The organism is [Clostridium] fimetarium (genome assembly GCF_900111235.1).
GTDB classification, from domain to species: Bacteria; Bacillota; Clostridia; order Lachnospirales; family Lachnospiraceae; genus Clostridium_N; species Clostridium_N fimetarium.
Genome location: NZ_FOJI01000003.1, coordinates 349,212 through 374,504, shown reverse-complemented (window position 1 = coordinate 374,504; position 25,293 = coordinate 349,212). Strand labels below are relative to the sequence as shown.

General features: G+C 33.2%; 24 protein-coding genes. 22 read left to right on the top strand and 2 right to left on the bottom strand.

Annotation, left to right across the window (positions count from 1 at the left end):
- Positions 1-16 precede the first annotated feature (16 nt).
- The 16 genes from BMY18_RS06055 (at position 17) to BMY18_RS05980 (ending at position 18,976) form a co-directional block, all read left to right on the top strand.
- Positions 17-427 (top strand): hypothetical protein, encoded by a 411-nt coding sequence (locus BMY18_RS06055; RefSeq protein WP_092451595.1) that lies wholly within the window; start codon positions 17-19, stop codon positions 425-427.
- 52 nt (positions 428-479) lie between these two features.
- Positions 480-1,202, top strand: coding sequence for a hypothetical protein (locus BMY18_RS06050; protein WP_092451593.1), 723 nt, complete (start codon positions 480-482; stop codon positions 1,200-1,202).
- A 303-nt stretch (positions 1,203-1,505) separates the two neighbouring features.
- On the top strand, positions 1,506-2,189 hold the full coding sequence (locus BMY18_RS20990; protein ID WP_092451591.1) for a hypothetical protein: 684 nt from the start codon (positions 1,506-1,508) through the stop codon (positions 2,187-2,189).
- 92 nt (positions 2,190-2,281) lie between these two features.
- Positions 2,282-3,337 carry a DUF6119 family protein gene (locus tag BMY18_RS06040; RefSeq protein WP_092451589.1) on the top strand — a complete coding sequence of 352 codons (1,056 nt, stop codon included), beginning with the start codon at positions 2,282-2,284 and terminating at the stop codon, positions 3,335-3,337.
- 20 nt (positions 3,338-3,357) lie between these two features.
- Positions 3,358-4,035 carry a hypothetical protein gene (locus BMY18_RS06035; protein ID WP_092451587.1) on the top strand — a complete coding sequence of 226 codons (678 nt, stop codon included), beginning with the start codon at positions 3,358-3,360 and terminating at the stop codon, positions 4,033-4,035.
- Positions 4,036-4,049: 14 nt separating this feature from the next.
- Positions 4,050-5,663 (top strand): RNA-binding domain-containing protein, encoded by a 1,614-nt coding sequence (locus BMY18_RS06030; protein ID WP_092451585.1) that lies wholly within the window; start codon positions 4,050-4,052, stop codon positions 5,661-5,663.
- A 185-nt stretch (positions 5,664-5,848) separates the two neighbouring features.
- Positions 5,849-8,848 carry an AAA domain-containing protein gene (locus tag BMY18_RS06025; protein WP_092451583.1) on the top strand — a complete coding sequence of 1,000 codons (3,000 nt, stop codon included), beginning with the start codon at positions 5,849-5,851 and terminating at the stop codon, positions 8,846-8,848.
- 203 nt (positions 8,849-9,051) lie between these two features.
- A complete protein-coding gene (locus BMY18_RS06020) occupies positions 9,052-9,714 on the top strand; it encodes an HAD family hydrolase (protein WP_092451581.1) in 663 nt (220 codons plus the stop codon).
- Positions 9,715-9,896: 182 nt separating this feature from the next.
- Positions 9,897-10,886 carry a LacI family DNA-binding transcriptional regulator gene (locus BMY18_RS06015; RefSeq protein WP_092451580.1) on the top strand — a complete coding sequence of 330 codons (990 nt, stop codon included), beginning with the start codon at positions 9,897-9,899 and terminating at the stop codon, positions 10,884-10,886.
- A 406-nt stretch (positions 10,887-11,292) separates the two neighbouring features.
- Positions 11,293-12,300 (top strand): 3-dehydro-L-gulonate 2-dehydrogenase, encoded by a 1,008-nt coding sequence (gene yiaK, locus BMY18_RS06010; protein ID WP_092451578.1) that lies wholly within the window; start codon positions 11,293-11,295, stop codon positions 12,298-12,300.
- A gap of 46 nt (positions 12,301-12,346) precedes the next feature.
- Entirely contained in the window at positions 12,347-13,690 is a 1,344-nt protein-coding gene (locus BMY18_RS06005; RefSeq protein WP_092451576.1) for a citrate transporter, read from the top strand.
- Between the two features lie 19 nt (positions 13,691-13,709).
- Positions 13,710-15,839 carry a hydantoinase/oxoprolinase family protein gene (locus BMY18_RS06000; protein ID WP_092451574.1) on the top strand — a complete coding sequence of 710 codons (2,130 nt, stop codon included), beginning with the start codon at positions 13,710-13,712 and terminating at the stop codon, positions 15,837-15,839.
- Between the two features lie 78 nt (positions 15,840-15,917).
- The gene (locus BMY18_RS05995) at positions 15,918-16,697 is read left to right on the top strand and encodes a hypothetical protein (RefSeq protein ID WP_139197222.1); all 780 of its coding nucleotides are present in this window, start codon (positions 15,918-15,920) and stop codon (positions 16,695-16,697) included.
- 47 nt (positions 16,698-16,744) lie between these two features.
- The gene (locus BMY18_RS05990; RefSeq protein ID WP_092451570.1) at positions 16,745-17,200 is read left to right on the top strand and encodes a NanQ anomerase/TabA/YiaL family protein; all 456 of its coding nucleotides are present in this window, start codon (positions 16,745-16,747) and stop codon (positions 17,198-17,200) included.
- A 12-nt stretch (positions 17,201-17,212) separates the two neighbouring features.
- Entirely contained in the window at positions 17,213-18,280 is a 1,068-nt protein-coding gene (gene uxuA / locus BMY18_RS05985) for a mannonate dehydratase (RefSeq protein WP_092451568.1), read from the top strand.
- Positions 18,281-18,589: 309 nt separating this feature from the next.
- The gene (locus BMY18_RS05980; protein WP_092451566.1) at positions 18,590-18,976 is read left to right on the top strand and encodes an AAA family ATPase; all 387 of its coding nucleotides are present in this window, start codon (positions 18,590-18,592) and stop codon (positions 18,974-18,976) included.
- A gap of 123 nt (positions 18,977-19,099) precedes the next feature.
- Here BMY18_RS05980 and BMY18_RS05975 read toward each other — a convergent pair whose 3' ends face one another.
- The gene (locus BMY18_RS05975) at positions 19,100-19,348 is read right to left on the bottom strand and encodes a hypothetical protein (protein ID WP_092451564.1); all 249 of its coding nucleotides are present in this window, start codon (positions 19,346-19,348) and stop codon (positions 19,100-19,102) included.
- A 225-nt stretch (positions 19,349-19,573) separates the two neighbouring features.
- Between BMY18_RS05975 and BMY18_RS05970 the strand changes: the two genes are divergently transcribed.
- The 3 genes from BMY18_RS05970 to BMY18_RS05960 all read left to right on the top strand — a co-directional run bounded on the left by BMY18_RS05970 (position 19,574) and on the right by BMY18_RS05960 (position 21,358).
- Positions 19,574-20,161 carry a TetR/AcrR family transcriptional regulator gene (locus tag BMY18_RS05970; protein ID WP_092451561.1) on the top strand — a complete coding sequence of 196 codons (588 nt, stop codon included), beginning with the start codon at positions 19,574-19,576 and terminating at the stop codon, positions 20,159-20,161.
- A 72-nt stretch (positions 20,162-20,233) separates the two neighbouring features.
- The gene (locus BMY18_RS05965; RefSeq protein WP_092451560.1) at positions 20,234-21,151 is read left to right on the top strand and encodes a DUF6198 family protein; all 918 of its coding nucleotides are present in this window, start codon (positions 20,234-20,236) and stop codon (positions 21,149-21,151) included.
- A gap of 6 nt (positions 21,152-21,157) precedes the next feature.
- A complete protein-coding gene (locus BMY18_RS05960; protein WP_092451558.1) occupies positions 21,158-21,358 on the top strand; it encodes a CBS domain-containing protein in 201 nt (66 codons plus the stop codon).
- Positions 21,359-21,550: 192 nt separating this feature from the next.
- Here the strand turns inward: BMY18_RS05960 and BMY18_RS05955 are convergent, their stop codons facing one another.
- Positions 21,551-23,179, bottom strand: a complete 1,629-nt coding sequence (locus BMY18_RS05955; RefSeq protein WP_242940972.1) for a hypothetical protein — start codon at positions 23,177-23,179, stop codon at positions 21,551-21,553.
- Between the two features lie 190 nt (positions 23,180-23,369).
- Between BMY18_RS05955 and BMY18_RS05950 the strand changes: the two genes are divergently transcribed.
- The 3 genes from BMY18_RS05950 (at position 23,370) to BMY18_RS05940 (ending at position 25,109) form a co-directional block, all read left to right on the top strand.
- Positions 23,370-23,885, top strand: coding sequence for a hypothetical protein (locus tag BMY18_RS05950; RefSeq protein ID WP_092451556.1), 516 nt, complete (start codon positions 23,370-23,372; stop codon positions 23,883-23,885).
- A gap of 113 nt (positions 23,886-23,998) precedes the next feature.
- Positions 23,999-24,262: a hypothetical protein gene (locus BMY18_RS05945; protein WP_139197220.1), complete on the top strand. Its 264-nt coding sequence runs from the start codon at positions 23,999-24,001 to the stop codon at positions 24,260-24,262.
- 40 nt (positions 24,263-24,302) lie between these two features.
- Entirely contained in the window at positions 24,303-25,109 is an 807-nt protein-coding gene (locus BMY18_RS05940) for a CPBP family intramembrane glutamic endopeptidase (protein ID WP_092451551.1), read from the top strand.
- Positions 25,110-25,293: the final 184 nt, after the last annotated feature.

Below are 25,293 nucleotides of genomic sequence, written 5' to 3'. Positions count from 1 at the left end.
GAAGAGGAGAAATAATATGAATTATTATTTAGTGTTTCAAAATAAAAGTTATAAAGAAGAAAGTAATGGTGGTTATATTTGGGCTCCACAAAAAAATAAAAAAGGTGATGGAGAATTCCATTGGCATAATGTAGCAGGAGTGAAAAAAGGTGATGTAATATTACACTGTGTAAAACAGAGTATTGTTGCAATTAGTGAAGCTATTAAAAATGGTCATGAGGAAAAAAGACCAGAAGAACTTAAAGAACGTGGAGAATGGGATAATGAAGCTTGGCATGCACCCTTTAATAAAAATGGTAAAGGTAATCAAGGGTATTTATATGAAATTAATAAAGAATTATATGAATATATGTTTGTAGAAATGTTAAAAGAGAAGCAAGCAGAACGTATGAAATTATATTTGGAAAAAGTGATTAAGAGAATTTAATAACAAAATATAGTTATATTAAAGGTTCAAAATCTTTTCTAGGGAGGTAGTTATGAATACAACAATCACAGCAGTGATTACAGTTCTGGTCTTTTTGGGAACTATAATTTATAAGATTATTAGAAATGTTTGTATTAATTATGAAGATAGTTTTATGTTAACAATAGAAAAGAAGGTATTCAAGCGAATTACAGATTTTATAGTCTTGATATTTGCCTGTTCATGCTTTATCTTTTCTGAATTTATTATATGTAAAGATATTCGATTTAACAATAGTGTTATTAATATATTATTTATTATGTATTATATATTATGCTATCTATTTATATTGTTTGAGGTGATATTAGGATTTACAATTTCAATTAGATTAAAATCATTAACAGATAAAGTGAGCTTGGTTTTGAACAAAATGATTGCTGTTCTTGTGGTTTATGGAATTATTATTTTACCTTTGTGGGCTATATGCAATTCGATTTATAAAATAGATATGAATTGGTGGATAATGATAGCAATCACTTCTGTTTTTCTTAGTATTGTTTCAATATTACCGGCATTATTATATTCATTATTTTCGATTAGAGTTCCTTTGACTTTCGTGTTTTATGACAGTGATAAAGAGTGCAAAATGAAAATAATTTGTGCGGTTGATGAAAAGTGGATAAAATGTCAAATCTATGAAGAAAGCAGCGAAAATGATAAAAAATATTATTATAGTAAAGATAAATTATTTGAGTTTCCGATACAACAAGAGTTAAAAGGTATTGTAAAAAAATAAATGATAAACTTAATAAATATATGAAAAAAGTAACTGATATTTTGACTAAAATCAGTTGCTTTTTTAGTTGATTTTCAATGTTACTTTTTTGAAATTATTTAGCGTGTGACAAATGTGACTGGTAAAACTATAAAAAATATATTTGTTCGATAAAGTTTTCGCAATATTTCATGAAGAAAATCGTTGTAACTCGATAAGTTGTAGGTTAAGGAATTACGGGCAGATGGGTTCTTTTATGGAAAGAGTAAGTATCAGCCACATGTGTTGTCTGGAAAAGTGTATTGTGGCGGATGTGGTAGGAATATGGCGCATTCTTATCAGGGGAGGCCGAAGTTTTTATGTAATAGTCGGTTCTTTGGTAGTGGTGGCGGGGCAGATGATATGGTTGGTGATTTTGGAAGTACGGCTGGTAGACAAGAGATTAATTGTTTTGTTGGACCAGGTGGAGTTGATATTGGTGCTAGTGGTGTTGATAGTAATTGTACTTGTGGGTGTACGGATATGATTCGTGATGAGGACCTGGAGGTTATTGTTATTCGTGCCATTGAAGATGTGGCTAAGAAGGCTGTGAGTATGATAGAAGTTCAGAATACAGTAGGTAAGGTTGTAGGAGAGAAAAGACGGGGGTTGGAAGATGAGATAAATATGTTGGATGTGAAGATTGTGGAGTTAGATGAGGCGTTGATGGAGAAGTATGAGGAATATAGGGAGGAGAAGATTTTACGAGAAGATTATTTGGAACAGAAGGTCGAGATTGAGGCGAAAGTATCAAATATGAGAGAGAAGATTCAGCTGTTGGAGGTCCGCCTTGTCAATGGATTCGAGTTGCAGATTAAGGATGTTACGGGATTGGAAGTGTTGGGGAGGTATTTGAAGGTGGAGAAGCTGACGAAGGAGTTGGTGGATGTAGTGGTGGAAAGGGTTGTGGTTAGGAGGAAGCGACAAGGGGATGAATGGAAGACGGTGGAAGTAAAACTAAACGCGTAAAAAGTTGATTGAGTATTTGTTTATATAATACAGTATTATATGGTAATATTTTCATATTAGTTGTAAAATATAAGTTAAAGGATGTGACAAATATGGCAGATGAAAAGTATATTCCACAAACACAGTTTAGCATATGTAAAATTGATATTGGAAAAGTAAATGATACGTTTAAGCAGATAAAAGTGGTAAGTAATGAAGATATTAATATTACTACGTCAAAAGTTTTAATTAAATCTGTTTGTAAAATTATCAATGGCAAAAAATGCTTAGAATTAAAGGAATTCAACTATGAAGGATTTTATGGAGTTATATTTAAAACTGAACATATACCTGATTGGCAAGAGATGCTGGCATATATTATTAATAATTGTGTAGAGGGAATAAGTAGTAGTCACATTACAAATGTCAATGTTTCATATATTTTGTTATATCCTTACAAAGACGGAATATATGCAATGACTGGAGGATATGGTAATCACTATATTAGTAGATTTATTCAAAGAAACTATGGATTATATTTAATACCAAAGATTGTAAAAAAAGATGATCCTATTGTGAAAAGAGTTCTTGAAAATAATACTATGGGAAATAGATTATCAACACAAAGGGCAAACAGGGCAAATACAAGTATTTCTGTTGAGCAAGATTTAAGTAGTATTTATAAGGAATTATCAATAGAAGTTGATACGATTTTGGCAAGAGAATTAGGGATTTCTATAGTGGATAGCGAGAAAGATAAAAAAATAGGGATTGATAACAAGGATGCTATAATTATCAGACGCTCATTTTCAATCGAAGAATTAAAAAAGGTAATATCAAAATTATATATATTGGAAAATAAGAAAAGTAATTTTGCGATGAATTATATGATTACAACTAAAAAAAGTGGGATTAAAGATTCAGAGCTTGTTATGGAAATGCAAAAAAGATTTCAAGATGATCATTTTGAAAACTTCACAATTGTCGGGGACGATTACTGTAGCTATTATACGAATGCAACTAGATATGTTTTATCAAATGAAAATGATGAAATAATTATAGATAAAAGCTATCCTATTAATTTATCTGACGTTATTAAAATATATGATGAGACATACAATAGAACTTTATTCGGATTAAGCATAATGATAAAAAATGGAAGATTGTAACTTACAATAATGCTGGTAATATGGTTATGTACCCTACTATATTAATAAATGCTATGCAGGGATATTTCGAATTTAGTAAGATAGGAACCATGGTATATCTTCTTAATGGTGGATGGTATGTGTATGATACTACATTTAAAGAGTATTTGAATGTAGAGTTTCAAGAATTGTTTCTTGAAATGGAAACAAAAAGTAATTCAATTATTGAAAAGTTCAATTTAAAGAAAAATTATAAAAATGAAGATACTTATAATAAGTCTTTTTTACAAGACAAAAGCGTGATATTTGCACATACTACCCTTAAAGACAATATGGAAATTGCGGATTTGATCTTTTATGACAAGAATAACGTATATTTAATGCATAATAAAGGAAAGTTTAATGGAGAAGGTGCACGCGATCTAATAAATCAAATATTAGTTGCAAATGAATATTTGACTAGTAATTTAGGTGCAGATAGAGAAAAATTTTTGAATGATTATTATATAAAACTATGTAATAAAGTCCACAAAGAGCAGTTGACTATTAGTTTAAGTCAATTCTCAAATCTTTTTAATAAAAGAATTTGTTATATAGCAGGTTTTATGGAGGGATACAAAAAGTCATCACAAAGTTTATATGCTAAATTTCTAGTAGTTGAAATGAACAAGAAATTTCATGCAATGGGGCGTGGATTTATGCTTTTAGGGATAAAATAAAAGGAGGCGAATGAATGAATTTAGATTCTATTAAAGTTATGGCGCATGAATTATTAGAACAGTGCCATGTTGAAAATGATTACATTGAATATAAAAAATCAGATACATTTAAAGATAAAATATTGAAGACTGTTTGTGCTTATGCAAATAATTATATGAATCGAGAAATTGGGTTGTTATTTATCGGTGTGGAAGAAGTGGATGATAAGAAAACGGGAGCTAAGGCAGTACCGGTTAGGCCTATCAGTGGTATTGATATGAATAAAATTGAAAACGTTGAAAATAGGCTTAAGAATTTGTTATCTAATATCCACCCAAAGCCAAGCTATCATCTGATATCAGATGTAATTGACGAAAAGTACTACATTATTCTGGCGGTAGAACCAGGAAGTAATGGACCATTTATAACAAGTGAAAAAGCTGAAAGTGACAAAAATATTAATTTGAAACCAGCAAGATATATAAGAGTATCAAGAGATACAGTTGCACCTAATGTAATGCAGGAATTCGAATTATTGAAGAAGTTTGCGGGATATACATTTAGCTCAAGTTTACATGAAACGGCAACACTGGATGATTTGAACTATGAATATATGAGAGAATATCTGATTGCAACAGGAGCAGGAGAAGATATAAGAGAACTTTCTAAGAGGGACATGGCAAAAAGTATGGGGTTAATTAGTGAAAGTGAATTTGGTGGAATTCGTGCAAAGAATTTTGCAATATTAATGTTTGCTGATAGACCAGAAGTTTTTATTAAAGGTGCCCATGTAGAGATTATCAGAGAAACAGAAGATGGAACAGATAAGATGGAATCAAAAATATTTGATGGTCCAATCTGGATTCAGGCAAAGCAAGTTTCTAAATACTTCGAGGACAATATAATGGCTTCGTATACTGTTCGAAAAGATGATGTAATTGAGCATAAGATAATATATAATTGGCCACTTAGTGCATTTGAAGAACTAGCAACAAATTGTATTTTACACAAGGAATATAGTGAGCCTTATTACGTTGGAATATACGTGTACCCTGATAGAATAACTTTTATTAATCATAATCGTCCAGTGCCGCCAGTTACAATTGAGGATTTGAATAAAAAAACAAGTTTTGATGATAGAAAATATATAAATCCAGAAATCAAGGACATGTTTTTCTCATTGCATCTTATAGAGTCATATGGATCAGGTGTTCGTAGAGCAAAAAATTCATTACAGCAAAATGGTTCAAAACCAGTACAGTATCTCCCAGATAATGATACAGACAATTATACAAATGCAATCATTTATATTAATGAGGAATATAGGGCAATTCATGATAAGGAAATTGGGAATAAAATTAGTGGGGGTCAATTGAATTTAAAAAATGGACCCCAAAATGGACCCCAAAATGAACCCCAAAATGAACCCCAAAATGAACCCCAAAATATAAATAGTAAAGTGATAAATCGAAAAAAAGAAATAATAAAGCTAATTACTAAAGACAATTCTATATCGAAAGAAATGATGGCGAAACACATGGGATGTTCCCTTTCAACGATTAAACGTGATTTGAAAGAATTACAAAAAGAAGGTATCATAGTTTCAAATAATATTCGAACAGGCGAAAAATGGACACTAAAATCATAATTATAAAATGGAAAGGTTACCATGGATAGTCAATTTTATAAAAGAAATCATTATGTACCGCAGATGTACTTAAAAGCATGGAGTAATGATAATAAATAATATGGCAAAAAGGTAATATGTTATTACAAAGTAAAGTTAGAACCTGTTCGCAATAGCAAAGGTATTTTCACAACAAGGGGACCCAAATGAACAATATCACCAAAGACATATTCAAAGCCATCCACGAGGGAAAATGGCTTAGCATTGAGTATAGAAACAAAAAAGAAGAAGTCACAAAGTACTGGATTGGCATCAGAGAATTGAGGCCAGCTTCACGTACTTTGTTAGTTGATGGGCTTCACCTAGGTGAGAACACAGTGCTATCACTATCAATCTATATTGATTCCATCATATCTTCTTCTATAATCGATGGAACCTATTGTCCCGTTAATAACGTATTAATCGAAGATATCACATATAATCCTGAAAAATATCAAACCATATTTCAAAATATCGCAAATCTAAAGATTCTAAATTACTATTCAGAATGCAATCGCATGGATACCACTCCTTACAAATGTGAATACTCACTCCTCAAGTATTTTGATGATGAAAGTGCAATTGGAGATGATTTCAGCCTTTCCGATGAGCAATTCAAATATATTGTGAAGGAGTTCAGTAATAAAAACAAATCTCGTTCTTATTCGATAAAGAAACTGGCGTTGAATGTATTGAGTATTAATACAAAAGACGGATTATATGTGCTGGCATTTAGACTGCTAAATCTGGATGTGAAGAATAGAAAGTTCGTTCCCCAAAAAGATATTTCTGTATTGAGGGAATTTACAGTGGAAGGGAATAAGCAGAGTATAAGGCGTTTTTTAGATGCAGAAGACTACGAGCTCTTAAATGATTTCGAAACGAATCTTGAACTGATCAAAGACAAGATAACCCAGTATAGCCGCCATATGAATGGTGTGGATGATATGCCTTATTTAATTGCACTTGGATATGACATTAATCTGCCACTTGAAGAAGAATACAAGGCAATTGCAGATATGTACGAAAATGGTACTGCGCCTAAGCCAATCCAAGCATTTTTTGGAAATTACACACAAAGGTCCAGGGCAAAGAAGGATATTCCAATTGCTCTTCTAAATAAGAGAGTTAATTTGGACCAGCTGTTGGCAATCAACAATGGAATGAAGTTTCCGATAACCTATATACAGGGGCCACCTGGAACTGGAAAAACGAATACAATTATAAATACCATATCTACTGCATTTTTTAATGAGAAAACGGTTTTGTTTTGTTCCTATAATAACCATCCAATTGATAGTGTTTTCGATGCCTTGTGTAGCCTTGAATATGAAGGCCGTAATATACCGTTCCCAGTCATAAGACTCGGCAATAATGAAAAGCTGAAAGAAACATTAAAATACATCAAAAATATTTATGAAAAATGTAAGAACATTAAAGTCTATGATAAGACATTGGAAAAAAAGAAAGATTTTGAGATAGAAAGAACAGAGCAACTAAGGACAATTCTGGCGTTGCATGAAGAATCGATTGAATTAAAAGAGAGACGGGAAGCACTCGTCAAACTTGAGGGAAGTTATCAGCATTTGCATTTCCAGACTGAGCTGCAGGGTGAGCAGTTGGCACATTTAAATGAACGCTTAAAAGCCATAGGGGAATTAACGGATGACGATGCACAGGCACTTCTGCCAAGTGATTTAAGTCAATTTATAATGTATCTTTATTACACGTCAGCAAAATATATAAAGAGCATAGACGAGCCAAAGCATAATGATTTAAGGGCGATTCTTGAAATGGATTCAGAGGAAGATCAGGTTAGGGAATTTAATAAATATCTGAGTAAAGGAACGAATCTGAAGAAATTCATGAAGATTTTTCCTATTATGATAACAACGTGTATTTCTGCTCATAAACTTGGCGAACCGGAACCTTATTTTGATATGGTTATTATGGATGAAGCCAGCCAATGTAATTCAGCAGTTGCCTTGGTTTCGATTTTGCGCGGAAATAATCTGATGTTGGTAGGTGATCCACAGCAACTGAATCCTGTAATATTGTTGAGTAAAAGGGACAATCAGATTCTAAAGAAGCGTTATCATATTACCAATGAATATGACTACATAGAAAATTCCATTTATAAAACATTTTTGGCTTGCGATGCGGTCAGTGATGAGATTTTACTGCATAATCATTACAGGTGTAACAAAAAAATTATTGATTTCAACAATAAGAAGTTTTATAACAGTAAGTTGAAGATTATGTCTGCGTCCAAAGAAGAACAGCCTTTGCTATATGTAGATGTTAAGGACAATACTACGGATTATAAAAACACTTCACCTGCCGAAATCCAAGAAATCATTAAATTCGCTGAGTTAAATAAGGACAAGGAAATAGGGGTAATAACACCTTTCGTCAATCAAAAAGATCGGATAAATAGCGCATTGAAGGAGAACAATCTTACAAACGTCAGCTGTGGCACTGTTCATGCTTTCCAAGGAGATGAAAAAGAAGTTGTAATATTTTCGCTTGCGATTACAGATAAGACAACAAAGCAGACTTATGATTGGTTAAAATGCAACAAAGAGTTAATTAATGTTGCAACTTCCAGGGCAAAGGAAAAACTCATCATAATGTCTGCAGATAAGGATCTTGAACGTCTTCATAATGAAAAGGAAGAGGACGATTTGTATGATTTGGTACAATATACAAAGTCTAATGGATCATCTGCAGTGGCGTCTAAAGAGCAGAATTCAAGGGCATTGGGGATAAAACCATACTCATCAGAAACTGAAAATGTATTCTTGGAAAATTTACGCCATGCATTGGACAACGTGATAGGAAGTTACCGCAAGTGCAGGGTTGAACATGAGGTTGCCATTAATCATGTGTTTGGAGAAAATCTGGCTGGAAGCGATTTGTTTTTCACCGGAAGATTTGACTTTGTTGTATATGAAAAAGTTGAAAAAGGGAAGGAAATGCCTATTCTAGCAATTGAACTGGATGGTCACGAACACTCAGAAGATGAAGCAGTTATGCGTAGGGATAAGAAGAAAAATGAGATATGTAGGACACATGGGTTTGAACTGATTCGAGTTGAAAATTCCTACGCAAGAAGGTACTATCACATAAAGCATATTTTAGGGGCGTATTTTAAGAGTATGAAATAACATATGGAACAATTTATATTATGATTCAAAGGAGCAAAGAATAATATTTAGAGAAATGTTTTATTCCTAAAAGTAAGATGGTTAGTTTTATTAATGTAAGTGTTTACGAATCGTTACAATCCAATCACAGTTGTAATTTAAATAATTACGTTGTATAATACCCATATTATTAGCCGTTTTGTGATTTGAAGTGAGGAAGAAATATGATTAATGGAGTAATCTTTGATATGGATGGTCTTATGTTTGATACAGAACGTTTATCAACAAAGGCTTGGATACATACAGCAACACAATTAAATATTGATATACCAATGGAATTTATAAATAGTTTAAAAGGCGTATCTGCATTTTACTGTAAACAACTATTTCAGAATAGGTTTGGCCCTAGTTTTGATTTTGAATACGCTAGGTCACTAAGAACAGAACATATGAATCTTGTGATTAAAGAATCGGGCATACCAATAAAAAAAGGACTTATAGAGTTACTTAGTTATCTAAAGTCTAATAGTATTGTAGCAGCAGTGGCTACCTCAACCAATCATGTATTGGCAGAAAAAATGCTTAAAATGGCAGGAGTGTATGATTATTTTGAGACGGTAGTTTGTGGAGATTCAGTTGTAAAAAGTAAGCCAGAACCAGATATTTATTTGAAAGCGCTTCAAATAATAGGGAAGAGTTCGGATGAATGTTTTGTACTAGAGGATAGTCCCAATGGAATCGGTGCAGGATATGCAGCTAAAATAAGAGTAATACATATTCCCGACGAGATAGTGATTGAAGATGATGTTAAGAAAAAAGTATTTAAAATCTGCTGTGATTTACAGGAAGTTATAACATGTATTGAGAAAGAAAATAATGTACGATAGAATAGTGTACGCTAGAAAAATGTACGCTAGAAAAATGTACGCTAGAAAAATGTATGATAGAAAAATGTGAAATAGAAAAATGTGAAATAGAAAAGAATATGAAATTAAAAAGAATGTGAAATAGAAATAATGTAAGTCAAAAATAATAAACGACAAAAAATAATGTTAGATGGGTGATTTTGATGAATATATATGATATAGCGGCAGAAGCTAAAACTTCCATATCCACAGTATCCCGTGTTCTTAATAATAAAACGAATGTGAATCCTGAAATCAAGAAGCGTGTAGAGGACATTCTTAAGAAATATGACTATAAACCTAGTGCAATTGCAAGAGGAATGGTCAGTAAAACAATGAAAAGCATCGCAGTTTTAACTGCTGATGTACGGGTTTCTCATTATGCAAGAATCGTACATGCAATTGAACATGAATTTAGTAAGAGTGGATATAATGTAAATGTATGCAATACAGGAAATTCAAGAGATGAGTGTATAAAGTATATTAATATAAATGCTGAGAAGCAAGTCGATGGAATTGTTTTGATTGGCTCAATATTTAACGAGTTAATCAATAGTGAAGAGATAATTAGTACAATTAATAATATACCAGTGGTTATTGCCAATGGACATGTTGATGGAAGCAATTTTTATTCAGTAATGGTGGATGATAAAAATGCGATTAGAAGTGCAGCAGATTATTTATACGACAAAGGATATAAAGACTTATTATATGTGTGTGATATGGATACAGCCAGCGCAAAGACTAAGGTAAATGGATTTAAGGAGTCTTTGAAGTTAAGAGATATCCTAGGTGTTGATCAGAAAATCATAAAGACAATATATGGAATTGAAGGCGGAAAAGAAGCAGCAGATATAATAATTGATTCTGGAGTTAAGTTTGATGGAGTAGTATTCGGTGAGGATATTACTGCTATTGGTGCAATGAAACAATTCAAAAAAAGAGGTTATAAGATACCAGAAGATATTGCCATAATAGGGTGTAACAACTGTCAGGAAACTTTAATATGCGAGCCTGAGTTGACAACAATAGATAATAAACCTGAGTTGCTCGGGAAATTATGTGCTGAAATTCTACGCAATATAACAGAAGGAAAAACTCCTGAAAAAGGGATATCTATTCAAACTGAGATTATTGAAAGAGAAAGTACATAGAAAATACTAGTATGGTTTTCGTTATGACACTTAAAATAATGCTAATCTATATGCTTATTAAATAGATTTTATTTATAAAAGTATAGATGATTTAAAAAGAGACAAAATGTATCATCTTGTCTCTTTTTTTAATAACAGTAGAAAAGCGCTTTCATATATTGGATAATATTCATAATAAATAATTTATATATATAAAATAATTGCAGAATATATGTGCAAATTGCACAAAGTATTAAAAAATATTAATAGTATGTTGACAATAACACATACATAATATATAATTGGGAATATGAAAAAGCGCTTTCACAAACACTTAAGCAGAATGGCTAATTACTTAAGTAAATAACTAACAACATACAACTATATTACACAAGAACAACTAATAATTTACACAAGGAGATTAATAATGAGAGTAAACTATGATGATTTAGTAGAAAAATTCAAAGTAATTTTGGTATCAAGAGGATTTTCAGAAGAGAATGCAATGAATGCTGCAACAGTATTTGCAAAGAATAGTTTGGATGGTATTTATTCACATGGTGTCAATAGATTTGCAAGAGTAATAGAATATTTGGATAAAGGTGAAATTGATTCAACAGCAATTGCAACTTGTGAGATTCAGATGGGTGCTTTTGAAAGATGGAATGGACATAGAGGTTTTGGACCACTCAATGCCAAAATCGCAATGGATAGAGCTTGTGAACTCGCTAAAGTCAACGGAATTGGTCTAGTTGCATTGGGTAATAATAATCACTGGATGCGAGGTGGTACTTATGGATGGCAGGCAGCCGATCAAGGTTGTATTGGAATCTGTTGGTCAAACACCATGCCTAATATGCCAGCTTGGGGTGGAAAAGACAGGAAAATTGGCAATAATCCATTTATAATGGCAATTCCAAGAAGTAATGGAAAACATGCAGTAGTTGACTGTGCAGTTTCACAGTTCTCTTATGGAAAGATTGAAGAAGCCAGACTTAAGGGAAATCAACTTCCGGTTCCTGGTGGATATGATACCAATGGGAATTTAACAACTGATCCAGCTGAGATTGAAAAAACATGGAGAGTAGTTCCAATGGGTTATTGGAAAGGAAGCGGAATATCAATTGCATTAGATTTGATTGCAACAGTGCTTACGAATCAAAATTCTGTTTCAAAGATTGGCACCTTTGGTGATGAAGTTGGTTTGACACAGATTATGATTGCGATTGATCCTAGTAAAGGGAATACCACTGCAATTACTGATAGCATTGTGAATGAGATTTTGGCTGATATCAAATCCTCAGAAGCTGTAACAGAAGGCGGAGAAGTGTATTATCCAGGTGAGCTTGAACTGAATACCAGATATGAAAATTTGGCGAATGGAATTCCTGTCATTGACGAGGTTTGGGAAAAGATTATCTCTTTAGAAAAATAGAAAATAAAAAACACGAAACATAAATGGGAAGGAAAAGGTACATAAAATGGAATATATTATTGGCGTTTTAATATTAATCACCTTTGTTTGCTTAGCGATTTATGCAGCAAGGGGTGGGAACTTAATGATTGGAATGTTGGTTATGGCAGTGCTTTGGACTGTATTACCAATGATTGGATATAAGTTTATAACGAATCCAGATTTTATTGCAGCGAATCAGAAAATTATAAATATTACTTGGATTCAAGCATTTACTAAAGTTTTTCAAAGTGGTCCAGAAGGATGGGGAACAGTTCTTGTAAATGTTGTATTTGGCGCATGGTTTGGTAGGGTTTTACTTCAAACAGGAATTGCATCCACTCTAATTCGTAAAACCACAGAACTAGGTGGTGATAAACCAGCAATCACATGTATTTTACTATCTTGCGTAACAACACTAGTATTCTCTTCTCTATTTGGAGCAGGTGCAGTTGTGGCAATTGGAGTTATTATATTACCGATCTATATGGCACTTGGAATTCCAAAAGTATTGTCAGTATGTGTATTTATGCTGAGCATTGGAGCAGGTATGTTCATTAATCCAGTATTATTTGGACAGTATACAGCGTTCTTCCTAAATGAAAGTGGAAAAGCAACCTATACTTATGAAACATATATTCAATGGGGTGGAATAGCTTTAGCAGTACAGTTAGGATTTACAATCTTATTGGTTCTTTTCAGTATGAGAAAGAAAAAAGTTCATACTTGGGCAGCTGATAGACCAGTAAGGCAAAAGAGAAACTACGCTCCTGGAATATCTCTTTTGACACCATTTATTCCAGTTATTTTGCTTATATTTTTCAAAGTACCGATTATTCTTGGATTTTTGTTGGGTGGATTCTTTGCATTATTTGTATGTGGAAAGTTAAAAACCTTTAGCGGTGCCTGTAGAGTTTTTAATAAAGATTTTTTTGATGGTGTAGTTGATACAGCACCATTGGTAGGATTCCTTCTTATGGTTCCAATGTTTAATAAAGCAGCTGAATTGTGTATTCCATATTTTAATGCATTGCTTGGCGGGATTGTTCCTAATAATACGCTTGTAATCACTCTTGTATTTTGTCTATTGGCTCCATTGGCATTATTTAGAGGACCATTTACCTTATTTGGATGTGGTGCAGCGACTCTTGGTATATTAAAAGGAATTGGATTTTCTACAGGATATTTGGCACCATTAATGATAGCATCCACAACTGTAATGAATGTGTCTTGTTGTATTACACAGTCATGGATCGTATGGGGCATTGGTTATGCTAAAATTTCCACAAAAGAATTTCTGAAGATGAGTATTATTACAGGTTGGATAATCTGTTGCATCCTACAGATTATTACTTACGTGATGTTTGGTTAATGAAAAGGAGAATTATATCATGGATAGAAAAATGGTAAGAATGGGAATTGATGTGGGTGGTACTCACACAAAAGCAGTGGCAATTGATAACGCAACTCATCAGATTATTGGTAAATCATCAGTGAAAACTACACATAATGATAAAACTGGCGTAGCAGCTGGGGTTGTGGCAGCATTTCAAAATTGTCTCAAGGAAAACGATATAGCTCCAGAAGATGTAATATTTGTTGCACATAGTACTACTCAGGCTACAAATGCTTTGATTGAAGGTGATGTGGCAACAGTTGGTGTTATTGGAATGGGTTTCAAAGGTATTGAAAGTATTCTGTCAAGACCGCAATCGAGATTGAGAAATATTGATCTTGGTTCAGGTAAAAAAATAATTATTAAAAATAAATATATTAAATCTCAAGACATAGATAGAAAAACGGTAAGAAGAGTAGTCGAAGAATTACAAAAACAGGGTGCAGAAGTAATCGTTGCATCAGAAGCATTTGGAGTAGATGATATTGCAGGTGAGCAGTTTGTATATGATGTTGCTCATAATGAAATGGGTCTTGAAACTACAATCGCTTCCGATATCACAAAACTTTATGGACTGAAAAGAAGAACTAGAACTGCCGCAATTAATGCAAGCATACTTCCTAAAATGCTCAACACTGCAAACTCCACAGAAGAGGGAGTTCGTAAGGCTGGTGTATCTGTTCCACTCATGATTATGCGTGGTGACGGTGGTGTAATGGAAATCAATGAAATGAAAAAAAGACCGGTTCTCACAATGCTTTCAGGACCTGCAGCTAGTGTAATGGGATCCCTTATGTATTTAAGAGCATCGAATGGTGTCTACTTTGAAGTAGGTGGAACTACAACGAATATTGGGGTTATCAAAAATGGACGCCCTGCAATTGATTACTCAATCGTAGGTGGACACAGAACCTATATCAGTTCACTTGATGTTCAGGTGTTAGGCGTGGCTGGCGGAAGTATGATACGAGTGAATAAGAATGGTGTTCATGATGTAGGACCACGATCTGCACATATCGCAGGACTTGACTATGCAGTTTATACCGATGAAGCAGAGATAGTTAATCCACAACTTGAATTTTTCTCACCCAAAGAAGGTGATCCAGATGATTACGTGGCAATTAAACTAGCCAGTGGTAAGAGAATTACTATAACTAATAGTTGTGCCGCTAACGTACTCGGTCTAGTGGAACCTACTGATTTTTCTTATGGTAATATCAATTCAGCGAAAAAAGCAATGCAGCCAATTGCTGATTATATTGGAGTAACTGTTGAAGAGGTTGCGACTCAGATACTCTCAAGATCCTATGAAAAAATAAAACCTGTTATTATGGGGCTTGCAGAAAAATATAAGTTAGAACATGATCAAATCTCTTTGGTAGGAGTAGGTGGTGGTGCGAAAGCACTGATTGGATTTTGTTCAGATAAAATGAATATCAAGTATAGTGTTCCTGAGAATGCAGAAGTTATTTCATCAATTGGTGTTGCACTTGCAATGGTAAGAGATGTAGTTGAGCGAGTTGTGCCTAATCCAACATCAGAAGATATAAAGCGTATTAAAATTGAGGCAATTAATATGGCAGTTGAAAGTGGTGCGGAACCAGGTTCAGTTGAAGTTCATATTGAAATTGATTCACAGACATCAAAACTTACTGCAATTGCAATTGGTTCCACAGAAGTTAAAACCACGGATCTTCTTAAAGAATGTAGTCAAGCTGAGGCGAAAGCACTTGCGTCAGAAGATCTTAGGGCTAAGTTGGAAGATGTAAAACTAGTAGGACAGACGAATAATTTCTATGTATTTAGCATTGAAAATAAGAGCAAGAATCCACTAAGAATTCTTGATAAAAAAGGATTTATTAAAGTCCAAAGAACAGATGGTAATGTACGTATAACAAAGGCTACTTCCTACAGAAGTATTGTTACAGGAATGTGGGAAGAACTGTCAATATTCAAAGCTGATGCAATACTAAGACCAGATTATTACATATGTGTTGGGGCAAGAGTAATGGATTTTAATGGTTCTATTGATTTAGAACAGATTTTAATGCTTATGGATATTGAAATGCAAATGGTTGATGGTAATGAAGATGTAATTATTGTTGGTGCTAAGAATCAGTTATAAAAATAAAATATAGGTTAAAATAAGAATTGTTGATTTACAGCTAATGTTCAACTAACTTGTATAGCAAAAGGAGTTATTATGATGCTAAGTGATAATGGAAAAAGTCTTATCAAATCAATTTTTGGAAGTTCAACATCGGCTGTCAGCATTCTAGAAGAAAGCAAGACCGTGTTACCCCTTACTATGATCATTACTAATTTATTAAAACTTTCTGATGAAGATTGGGGAATGTATGCATTTTCAAAAGAACCACTAGACGGAAAATTTGATTTGACAGAAAAAAGAGAATATATTAAAAAATCAACCCAATGTGGTGTATATGAGGCGGTTTTAATTTCGGCAAAGTATGAAAATCATACAATGGAAGATATCGCTAGCAATTTGGAACTTGAGGTTGATACCCAGGATATGCCAAATGGTGGAGATTATGTTATATTTGCTCAATATATGGAACCCAAAAAGATCACAATTTTTATGGATACCATTAAAAAAGCAGAACCCTTAATTAAGGATCAAGGGATAAAAGAACTGTTAGGAGATATTGATATCTATCATTTATTATTAGCCCATGAGATATTTCATGGTATAGAGTTTCATAAAAAGAATACCATATATACTCAAACTGAGAAAATTGAACTTTGGAAAAAACCATTTTCTAATCTATCTAGAATTATATGTCTTGGAGAGATTGCAGGCATGTCTTTTGCTAAAGAATTATTGAAATTGAACTATTCTCCATTTGTTTTTGATGTAATTCTGATGTATGGATATAACAAGGAAGCAGCCACAGCCCTATATGAAAGTATTATAGAAATAGTAAATGATACCGAATATAAAACCGAATATAAAACAAACTAAAAAATCCATAGGTAAAAGACTAATAATAAAATTTAGAAGGAGTAATTATGCTTACAACAACATTAAAATTAGCAGATAAATATAATTATTTGGAAGAAAAATTTAACATAGCATTTAATTTTTTAAAGAATGAGAATTTAATGGAATTGCCATTGGGAAAAGTTCTTATAAAAGGTGATGATATATTTGCAAATGTGCAAGAGTACACGACAATGCCAGCCAGTGACTGTAAATATGAAGCTCATGACAAGTATTTTGACATACAATACGTAGTTAAGGGAAAAGAACAATTCGGATATGCTTTAAGACATGGTATGGAAACACAAGCGCCATATGATGCAGATAATGATTTGGTTTTTTTCAAGGAACCAAGTAGTGGTGGTAGTATTTTGTTAAGTACTGGAGATTTTGCAGTAGTTGCGCCAGAAGATGCACACAAGCCAAGATGCATAGATAATGAACCTTGCGAAGTAAGAAAAATCGTAGTTAAGGTAAGAGTATAGGAGGATAATTTTATGAAGATGACATTTCGCTGGTACGGTGAAGGTAATGACAGTGTTACCCTAGAACAAATCCGTCAAATTCCTGGTTGTGTTGGGTTGATGGGTGTTCTTGATCAATATAAAGCTGGAGAAGTATGGCCTCTAGATGTGATAAAAGACTATGTGAAGCATGTGAATGAACAGGGACTAGAAGTAGAAGTGATTGAAAGTGTAAATGTTCATGAAGATATAAAAATGGGACTTACAACCCGTGATCAATACATTGAAAATTATATACAGACCATTAGAAATCTGGCACAGTGTGGAATTAAAGTTATCGTATATAACTTTATGCCAGTATTTGATTGGCTAAGAACTGATCTGGCACATGAAATAGGTGATGGTTCCAATGCTTTGTTTTATGATGAAGAAGATTTAAAAGGAACAACTCCACTAAAATTAGTTGAAGATACAATTAAAAATTGTAATGGTTTCACTCTTCCTGGTTGGGAACCGGAACGCTTAAAAGAACTTGAACATACTTTAGAGATCTATAAAAATATAAATGAAGAGAATCTTCTTGAAAATTATAAATATTTTCTAGAACGAGTAATTCCCGTATGTGAAGAATCTGGTATCAGAATGGCAGTTCATCCAGATGATCCCGCTTGGCCATTGTTTGGGTTACCAAGAATTGCACATTCACAAGAGGGTTTTGATAAGATTGTGAAATTAGTGGATAGTCCAGCCAACAGCCTTTGTCTATGTACAGGGTCACTTGGTTCTTCACCAGATAATAATATTCCTGAAATTATTCGTCATTTTGGTGAAATGAATAGAATTGCCTGTGCCCATGTAAGAAATGTAAAATATCTGGGTTATAGAAAATTTAGAGAGTCATCACATTTATCCTCAGACGGAAGTTTGGATATGTATGAAATTATGCGTGCATTTTTTGAAACTGGATTTGATGGCTGTATAAGGCCAGATCATGGTAGAATGATATGGAATGAGAAGGCAAGACCTGGATATGGATTGTATGACAGAGCTTTAGGGATTGCTTATCTGAATGGGATTTGGGAGTCGCTGCAAAAAAAATAGGATTATTGTCAGGTGTCCCCAGTGAATCATAAATTATGATTCACTGGGGACACTTTGACATGCGCTCGTCTTTAAAAGAGATGCTTGTAATGAGTTTTTTTAAAAGTACAAATCAAAGCTATTGGACATATTGTCGTGGGAAGACCGATAGTGTGTATGTTTTGCAACTAATATTACTATGAAGATTTGTGGTTAGGTGGTATAATTGGTTAAAATTGGGAAAATATTATGCGATGAGAGAGGATTTTCTCTTGTTATTGTTTATGAAAAGGGGTACGGATTTGAATGAAAATGTGGATTATAGAATAGATGAGAACGATTCTTGAATTAATGAAAGTATTTGAGATGGATAAGTATAAAAACATTACAATATCCGAATATTCACTGGGAATGAAGAAAAAAACACAACTTATGTGTTCTCTTATTTTAAAACCTAAACTTCTTCTCATGGATGAATATATTTCAGGTTTAGATCCAATAAGTTTAGCTGTAATAAAAAAAATCCTGATAGAGTATGCCAATAAAGGAAATGCAATTATATTGTCGACGCATATGCTAGATGCAGCTGAGAGATTTTGTAATCGTGCTATCATTATTGATGATGGGGAGATAATAGCAAAGGAAGAGAATTTGAGCTCAATAAAAATGAAATATAACTCCCTTGAAGAATATTTTATATCCACAACTTTAAAATAACTTTGTTTATCATGGAGTTCGTAAGGAAAAATTGAAGAGGGACCATGGGGTGTAAAGTGCGATCATATTTCTGGTCGCGCTTTCTTATGTTGTTTTCTGTTTCTTAGATTCTATATCTACCCATTATGTATCAATCCCCTCATTTTTTGGAATAGGATGTACCAGATCCATAGGAATATTGTCATCATTTATGATATCTGTACTATATCCAGCGGCGTTTAGTGCTTTACAAATCTCTTTATTTATATTCATATCAGCAGTGCTAATGATGGCTTTTAAACAGTTAAATGGATTTCCTGGCTGCCCATTTGGGGTAGCAGAGGTCCCAATGTTATAATTATTTATCTGATCACCTAAACTGGCAAATAGCATATGATGCCCCTACATTGTTTCCTAAACAATTATCAACAATGCCCTTGCTACATAGCTTTAGAATATCAATATAACTTAATTTTCCTTACTGAACAATAAAACCTTTGTAAATGAATAAGATTAGGCAGGAATGATGAGAAACGATATTGAAAATGAACTAGGCTATCTTTTTCCTCTATCAAATTGACAAACTAACACTGTTAGTTTAGAAGGAGGGTTTAAGTAATGGGCGCAAAAGGATTAACAAAAGAAATAATTATTGCTGAAGCTGTAGCTTTCATTGAGGAGACTGGACAGCCGGAAGTTTCTCTACACGAATTAGCTCGTAGGTTAGAAATAAAGACACCGTCTTTATATAATTACATCAAAAACACAAAAGAATTGCAATATGCGGTTTTTCAATTTGCTATTGATAAATTTGTAGCTAATCAAATACTTGCTACAGAAAATAAGAATAAAGATGAAGCTGTAAAAGCCTTTGCAGACGCATATTATTCTTTCGCCATAGAGAATAAGGGTCTGTACCAACTTATCATGTCAATGCCGTCCAAAGAAGATGATATGGAAAAGAAAATGGCAGTACCATTATTGAATATTGTAGTTTCGATTCTTTCAGACTATGCTTTGACAGAAGAAACAATCGCTCACTGGCAGAGAGTATTTCGTGCGATTCTTCACGGATTCATTTCTCAGGAATATTTGGGCTATTTTTATTATTACAACGATATCGATTTGAAGAAAAGTCGTGATATTGCTGTCCAATGCTTTCTTGATGGACTACATGCAGAAATAAGTTCCCGGAATTTGGAGTGATTATGGTGGCTAGATTTCAGTATTGTACTTTAAACTGGCTTAGAGATGATTTATTTTTAAAGGAGAAAAAAGATGAAAACAAAAGGTAAAATTGGTATAAGACTTTTATTTTATTTTGGTGGTTTAATTATTATGACATTGGGTGTGGCTATTTCGGTAAAATCAGATTTGGGTGTAACGCCGATTAGTTCTATTCCTTATACAATGACTGTTGTAACTGGAATGGATTTAGGCATTGCAACGATGATTTTTTCCGTTTTTGTTGTACTACTCCAGATATTGTTGCTTCGAAAACAATATAAGCTTATTAATTTATTACAGATTCCTGTAGGTATTTTATTTGGTGCTTTTTTAACCTTTGGTGGTGAATTAATGATTTTTCTGCCAAATCCTACAAACTTTACTATTAAATTTATCATAATGTTAATTAGTACAGTATTTGTAGCACTTGGAGTTTTTTTATATGTACCTACAGGTTTTATTTCATTAGCACCAGAAGGTTTCCTGCTTATAGCTTCCAAAATAACAAAAACAAAATTCTCCACAGTTAAGGTTATTTGTGACGTTGCTATGGTTATTATTTCATTAGTTACCTGCCTTATAGCCATTCATTCTCTTGGCAGTGTTGGTATCGGAACCATAGTGGCAGCTCTGCTTGTTGGCACAGAAGTAAAAATGATGACAAAATATTGGGGAAAATCGAGAGATAAAATACTGGGTGTAAATAATGAATCAAAGAGTCCAGTTAATAATAATCCATTAATTAATATTATGGAAAAAGATGTGTATATGATTAAGAGTAATGAATCAATTGTAGAAGCGTTGCGAATGATGAATGAAAAGAAGGTTAGTGGACTTCCTGTAGTAGATCAAAATGAACATCTAGTAGGTTTTATTTCAGATGGAGATATTATTAGACATTTATCTTCTGAACATTCTATTTTCGTTAATTCGGATTCTTTTGATAAGTTGAAATTCAATACAGCATAAGATAGTATTTTAACAAAAAATGTATTAAGTATAGCTGAAAAAAGAGTGATTACGGTAAATGCAACAGATGATTTAGGTGAGGTATGCTACAAACTGGCAGAAAATGGATTGAAAAAAGCTCCGGTAATACAAGGAGAAAACATGATAGGCATTATTAATGCAAGTAACATAATTAAATATGCAGTCAGCTTGATTGATAGAAAGTAAAATAGTATTCCATGCTATGACACATACCTTTTCCAAGTTGGACAACAAAACATTTCCACAGAATATGACTGCAAGGGTAGATAATAAGATATACATAGTGAAGGGCCACGCATATTTCTCCAACAGCATTAATCCCTCCAAAGTAGTTTTGTGTATTTACACGTTCTACTTTAGAGGGATTTTTTAACCTTTTTAATTCTTTTTCTTAAAAAGAATTACTTGATCCCATATAATATCAAAGATATAGGGACCAACCATAGCAATTTTATCCAAATAAACTCTAAATAAAACTCTGGCATCTTTGTTATTATCAACTCCATAGGCTTTCCCAAGTGGGTTTCCTGTGCTGTAGGGAATAATAACGACGTTTTCTTCATCTGCTTTTCTTGCCATTTTATATACATAATAGTTTTTGGCAGATTCAGATTCTGGTGGAAAATATGGAGTGGCAGAATCAGGAAATTGGACTGTACTGAATGCCCCAGCAACTCCATTAAAATATTCGGCTCCGTAAAAACTCGCATTAGAATAGATCGCTTTTCCAGTTTGATTATGATTTATACCATAAATAATCAAAAAATCATCATCATTTGTTAGTTGAAAATCTTTTGCCTTAAAATACACAGCATCTCTATCATCTCCATAAATATTAGTATCTCTTAATATGGCATTAAAATTGTCTGGAATTCCAATTAATAAATCAAGATCTGTTGGCTCGTAATCTGTACCGCTGTATCTTTTTATGATTTCATTTCGTAGATGGTCTAAATCATTTCTTGAGTTTGGAACAATCTGGTATTCTGTAATGCCTGTTTCTCTGATTTTAAGGGCTGGTATCGGCCAGGGTTGAATATTAGCGAGAGGAATTTTAGGTGTGATTCGAAAAACCTTTAAATAGTTATCAATATGATTCAGATATTGGTTACCAATCGATTGGCTTTCCCATAATGCCATTCTCATCATAAATGTAAATGTATCCTTACCCGCTTCCAATCCCATGTGTACCAGATCCATAGGAATATTGTCATCATTTATGATATCTGTACTATATCCAGCGGCGTTTAGTGCTTTACGAATCTCTTTATTTATATTCATATCAGCAGTGCTAACAATGGCTGTTAAACTGTTAAATGGATCTCCTGGCTGCCCATTTGGGGTAGCAGAGGTCCCAATGTTATAATTATTTATCTGATCACCTAAACTTGCAAATATCATATGGTAAAAACCAGTTTCATCATCACCACCAGTTATATATTCACTGTAATCTTTATTCTGTTTGTTTTCTACAAATCCAAGATAACTTCGAAAGCAATAGTACAAGGCAGGCGGAGGGGTGGTTCCAACCACTACAATAGCTTCGTCGGGACGAAGCTTATTAGCAAATCCAGGTGCTAAATAATTAATATTGGGAGGATAGGTATTGGCATCATTAGGACTATATCCAATCCAAGCATCCTGTCCTGCTGAAGGAATTTGGTTCGGTGCTGGTGGAAGCAGGCATACAGCATATGGTGCACCTACATTGTTTCCTAAACAATTATCAACGATGCCCTCGCTACACAGCTTTAGAATATCAATATAACTTAATTTCCCTTCCTGAACAATAAAACCTTTGTTATCTAATATTGATATAAAATCTGTAATATTACTATTACTTTCCACATTATTGATAGAACAGGTTAAGTTCTGTGGTAAGTTAGCGTTATGCATAAGTACATTATAGTAATAAGGACACGGGTATTTTTTACAAAGATCACAAGGGGAAAAGTCACACATTGGAGTCTTATTATAACTAGAAGTATTAGAGATAGTATTGGACATATTTTTCTGCCCTTCACAGATTTATATTATTTTATGTGAAAGGATTCTCAAATAGTATCTTCTTGGAAAAAGATGGTAATGTTTTCTTATTAGTTGTAAAATATGATGCATACAAGTATATTTGTTGAGTAAGGTTTAAGTATTCTTTATAAGAAATAGCGAAATACATGATTCAAAGGAGCAAGCAATAATGAAAAAAGTTTTGTTGATTTTAATAAGCATATTCATATTGATATTTATAATTGGTCTTGGGTGTTTCACACATTTTAAGGCAGAGCAGGAAGCGATAAAAAAGAATGATAAATTAGAAGCTGAAAAAGGATTTGAGGAACTGATTTTATTTTGCAATGAAAATCATGATGATATTGAGGAGATATCAGTGGAAGTGAATAAAATTATCAAAGACAATAGTTCAATTAACTATGCAGGGGATATTGTCAGTCAGATCACGAATCCTAAATGGAAACAGCTATCGAAACAATTACAGATAAGTTATCCTGAAGATTTTAATTTATCCTATAATATGGTAAGCTATCATGATTATTCCCGTCAGAAAAAGGGACCATATTCATTGTATGTAGTATATTTTAATGAATCAGAAGAAAATATTCAAAATTATTTATCAGGCAGATTCGTTTCTCCAAGTCGATATACAAAAGTCTCCAATCATTTGTATGTATGCTTATTTGAAACGCAACTAGTTTGAAAATGAGGAAAGTGTTGGTATAGTTATAGTGATTTATAGTTACAATAGTAATACATTTATATCATATTGACCTAGTTGATCTAAATGTTTAGATAAAATAGTTAGGGGTATGAATGATGGGAAAAATGAATAATAGAAAAAAGCAGATAATGGTTTCATTATCGATATTATTAGTAATTATTATTGTAGTTGTAATTGTGGTTATCTTTAAAATGAAAAAAAGTAGTGATATAGAAGGAACCTTTGTTGATTCAAAAATAACAAATGAAACAAAAGTAGTTTATGAAAATAAAACATTGGAGAATACCAATAGTACGGATTATGATGAATATACAACGATTTCAAATGAAGAAACGAAAGCTAATATGAAGTTATAGTGGAATTAATGTATACTTCAAAATGTGAGGGGAAAATATCATGAAAGACAAAAAAATAATAGTGCAATATACGGCTCTGACATTTTGCATAGCCTATCTTGTGTCAGGTACGTTGATTGTTCTTGGGAATTTCGGATATACGGTTTACAATTGGGTTAACACGTTACAGCAATTCGCGATGAATATTCCCTTTGGAATCTATATTTTGTCGCCCGCGATTGCTTCATATATCGTTCTGAAGAAAAACAACAAAATAGCAGGTTTTAAGGAATGGTTGCAAACTGTTTTTTATGCTAAAAATAATATATTACTCTATTTGTTCGTAGTTGCAGGGCTTGCGCTGTATTTTTTCATACATATTGTAGTTTCAGGGAGCGCCCCAATGGGGCTTCCATTTTATACGTTCTTCCTTTCCTTGCCTGGTGGTCTTATTATTGGTGGTTTGGAGGAATCTGGCTGGATGTACATCTTGCAGCCCGCACTTGACAAAAAATATGGTTTTGTTTTATCTTCTATTTTTGCTGGAATCATTTGGACTTTTTGGCATATCCCTCTCTTCTTCATTCCGGGGACGAATCACGGAGATGGACTCATTAACTTTTGGATGTTTGTAGTTCAACTCCTAGCGTTTCGGTTTTTCGACGGGGCAATCTACAAAATATCAGGAAAAGGCCGTGTGTTTATGTGTGTGTTATTCCACACCATGTTCAATGCGGCATCCCCAATCTTTGGCACCATGACTATGACTTGGGCGGGAACCATTGCTGCAAATGCTGTGCTTGTACTTGTTTCAATTGTAACTGTTGGGATATACGACAAAAAGAACAGGCAAAATTTATTGAAATAAAAAAAGACCTACCGCAATGGCAGGTAGTGATAGTACTATTTACTACTTAATATGGTTGCAAACATGAAATGCAATCAAAAACAATTGCAAAGTTAATATGCAATCAAAAACAATTGCAAAGTTAATATGCAATCAAAAACAATTGCAAAGTTAATATGCAATCAAAAATGATTGCATATTAGAA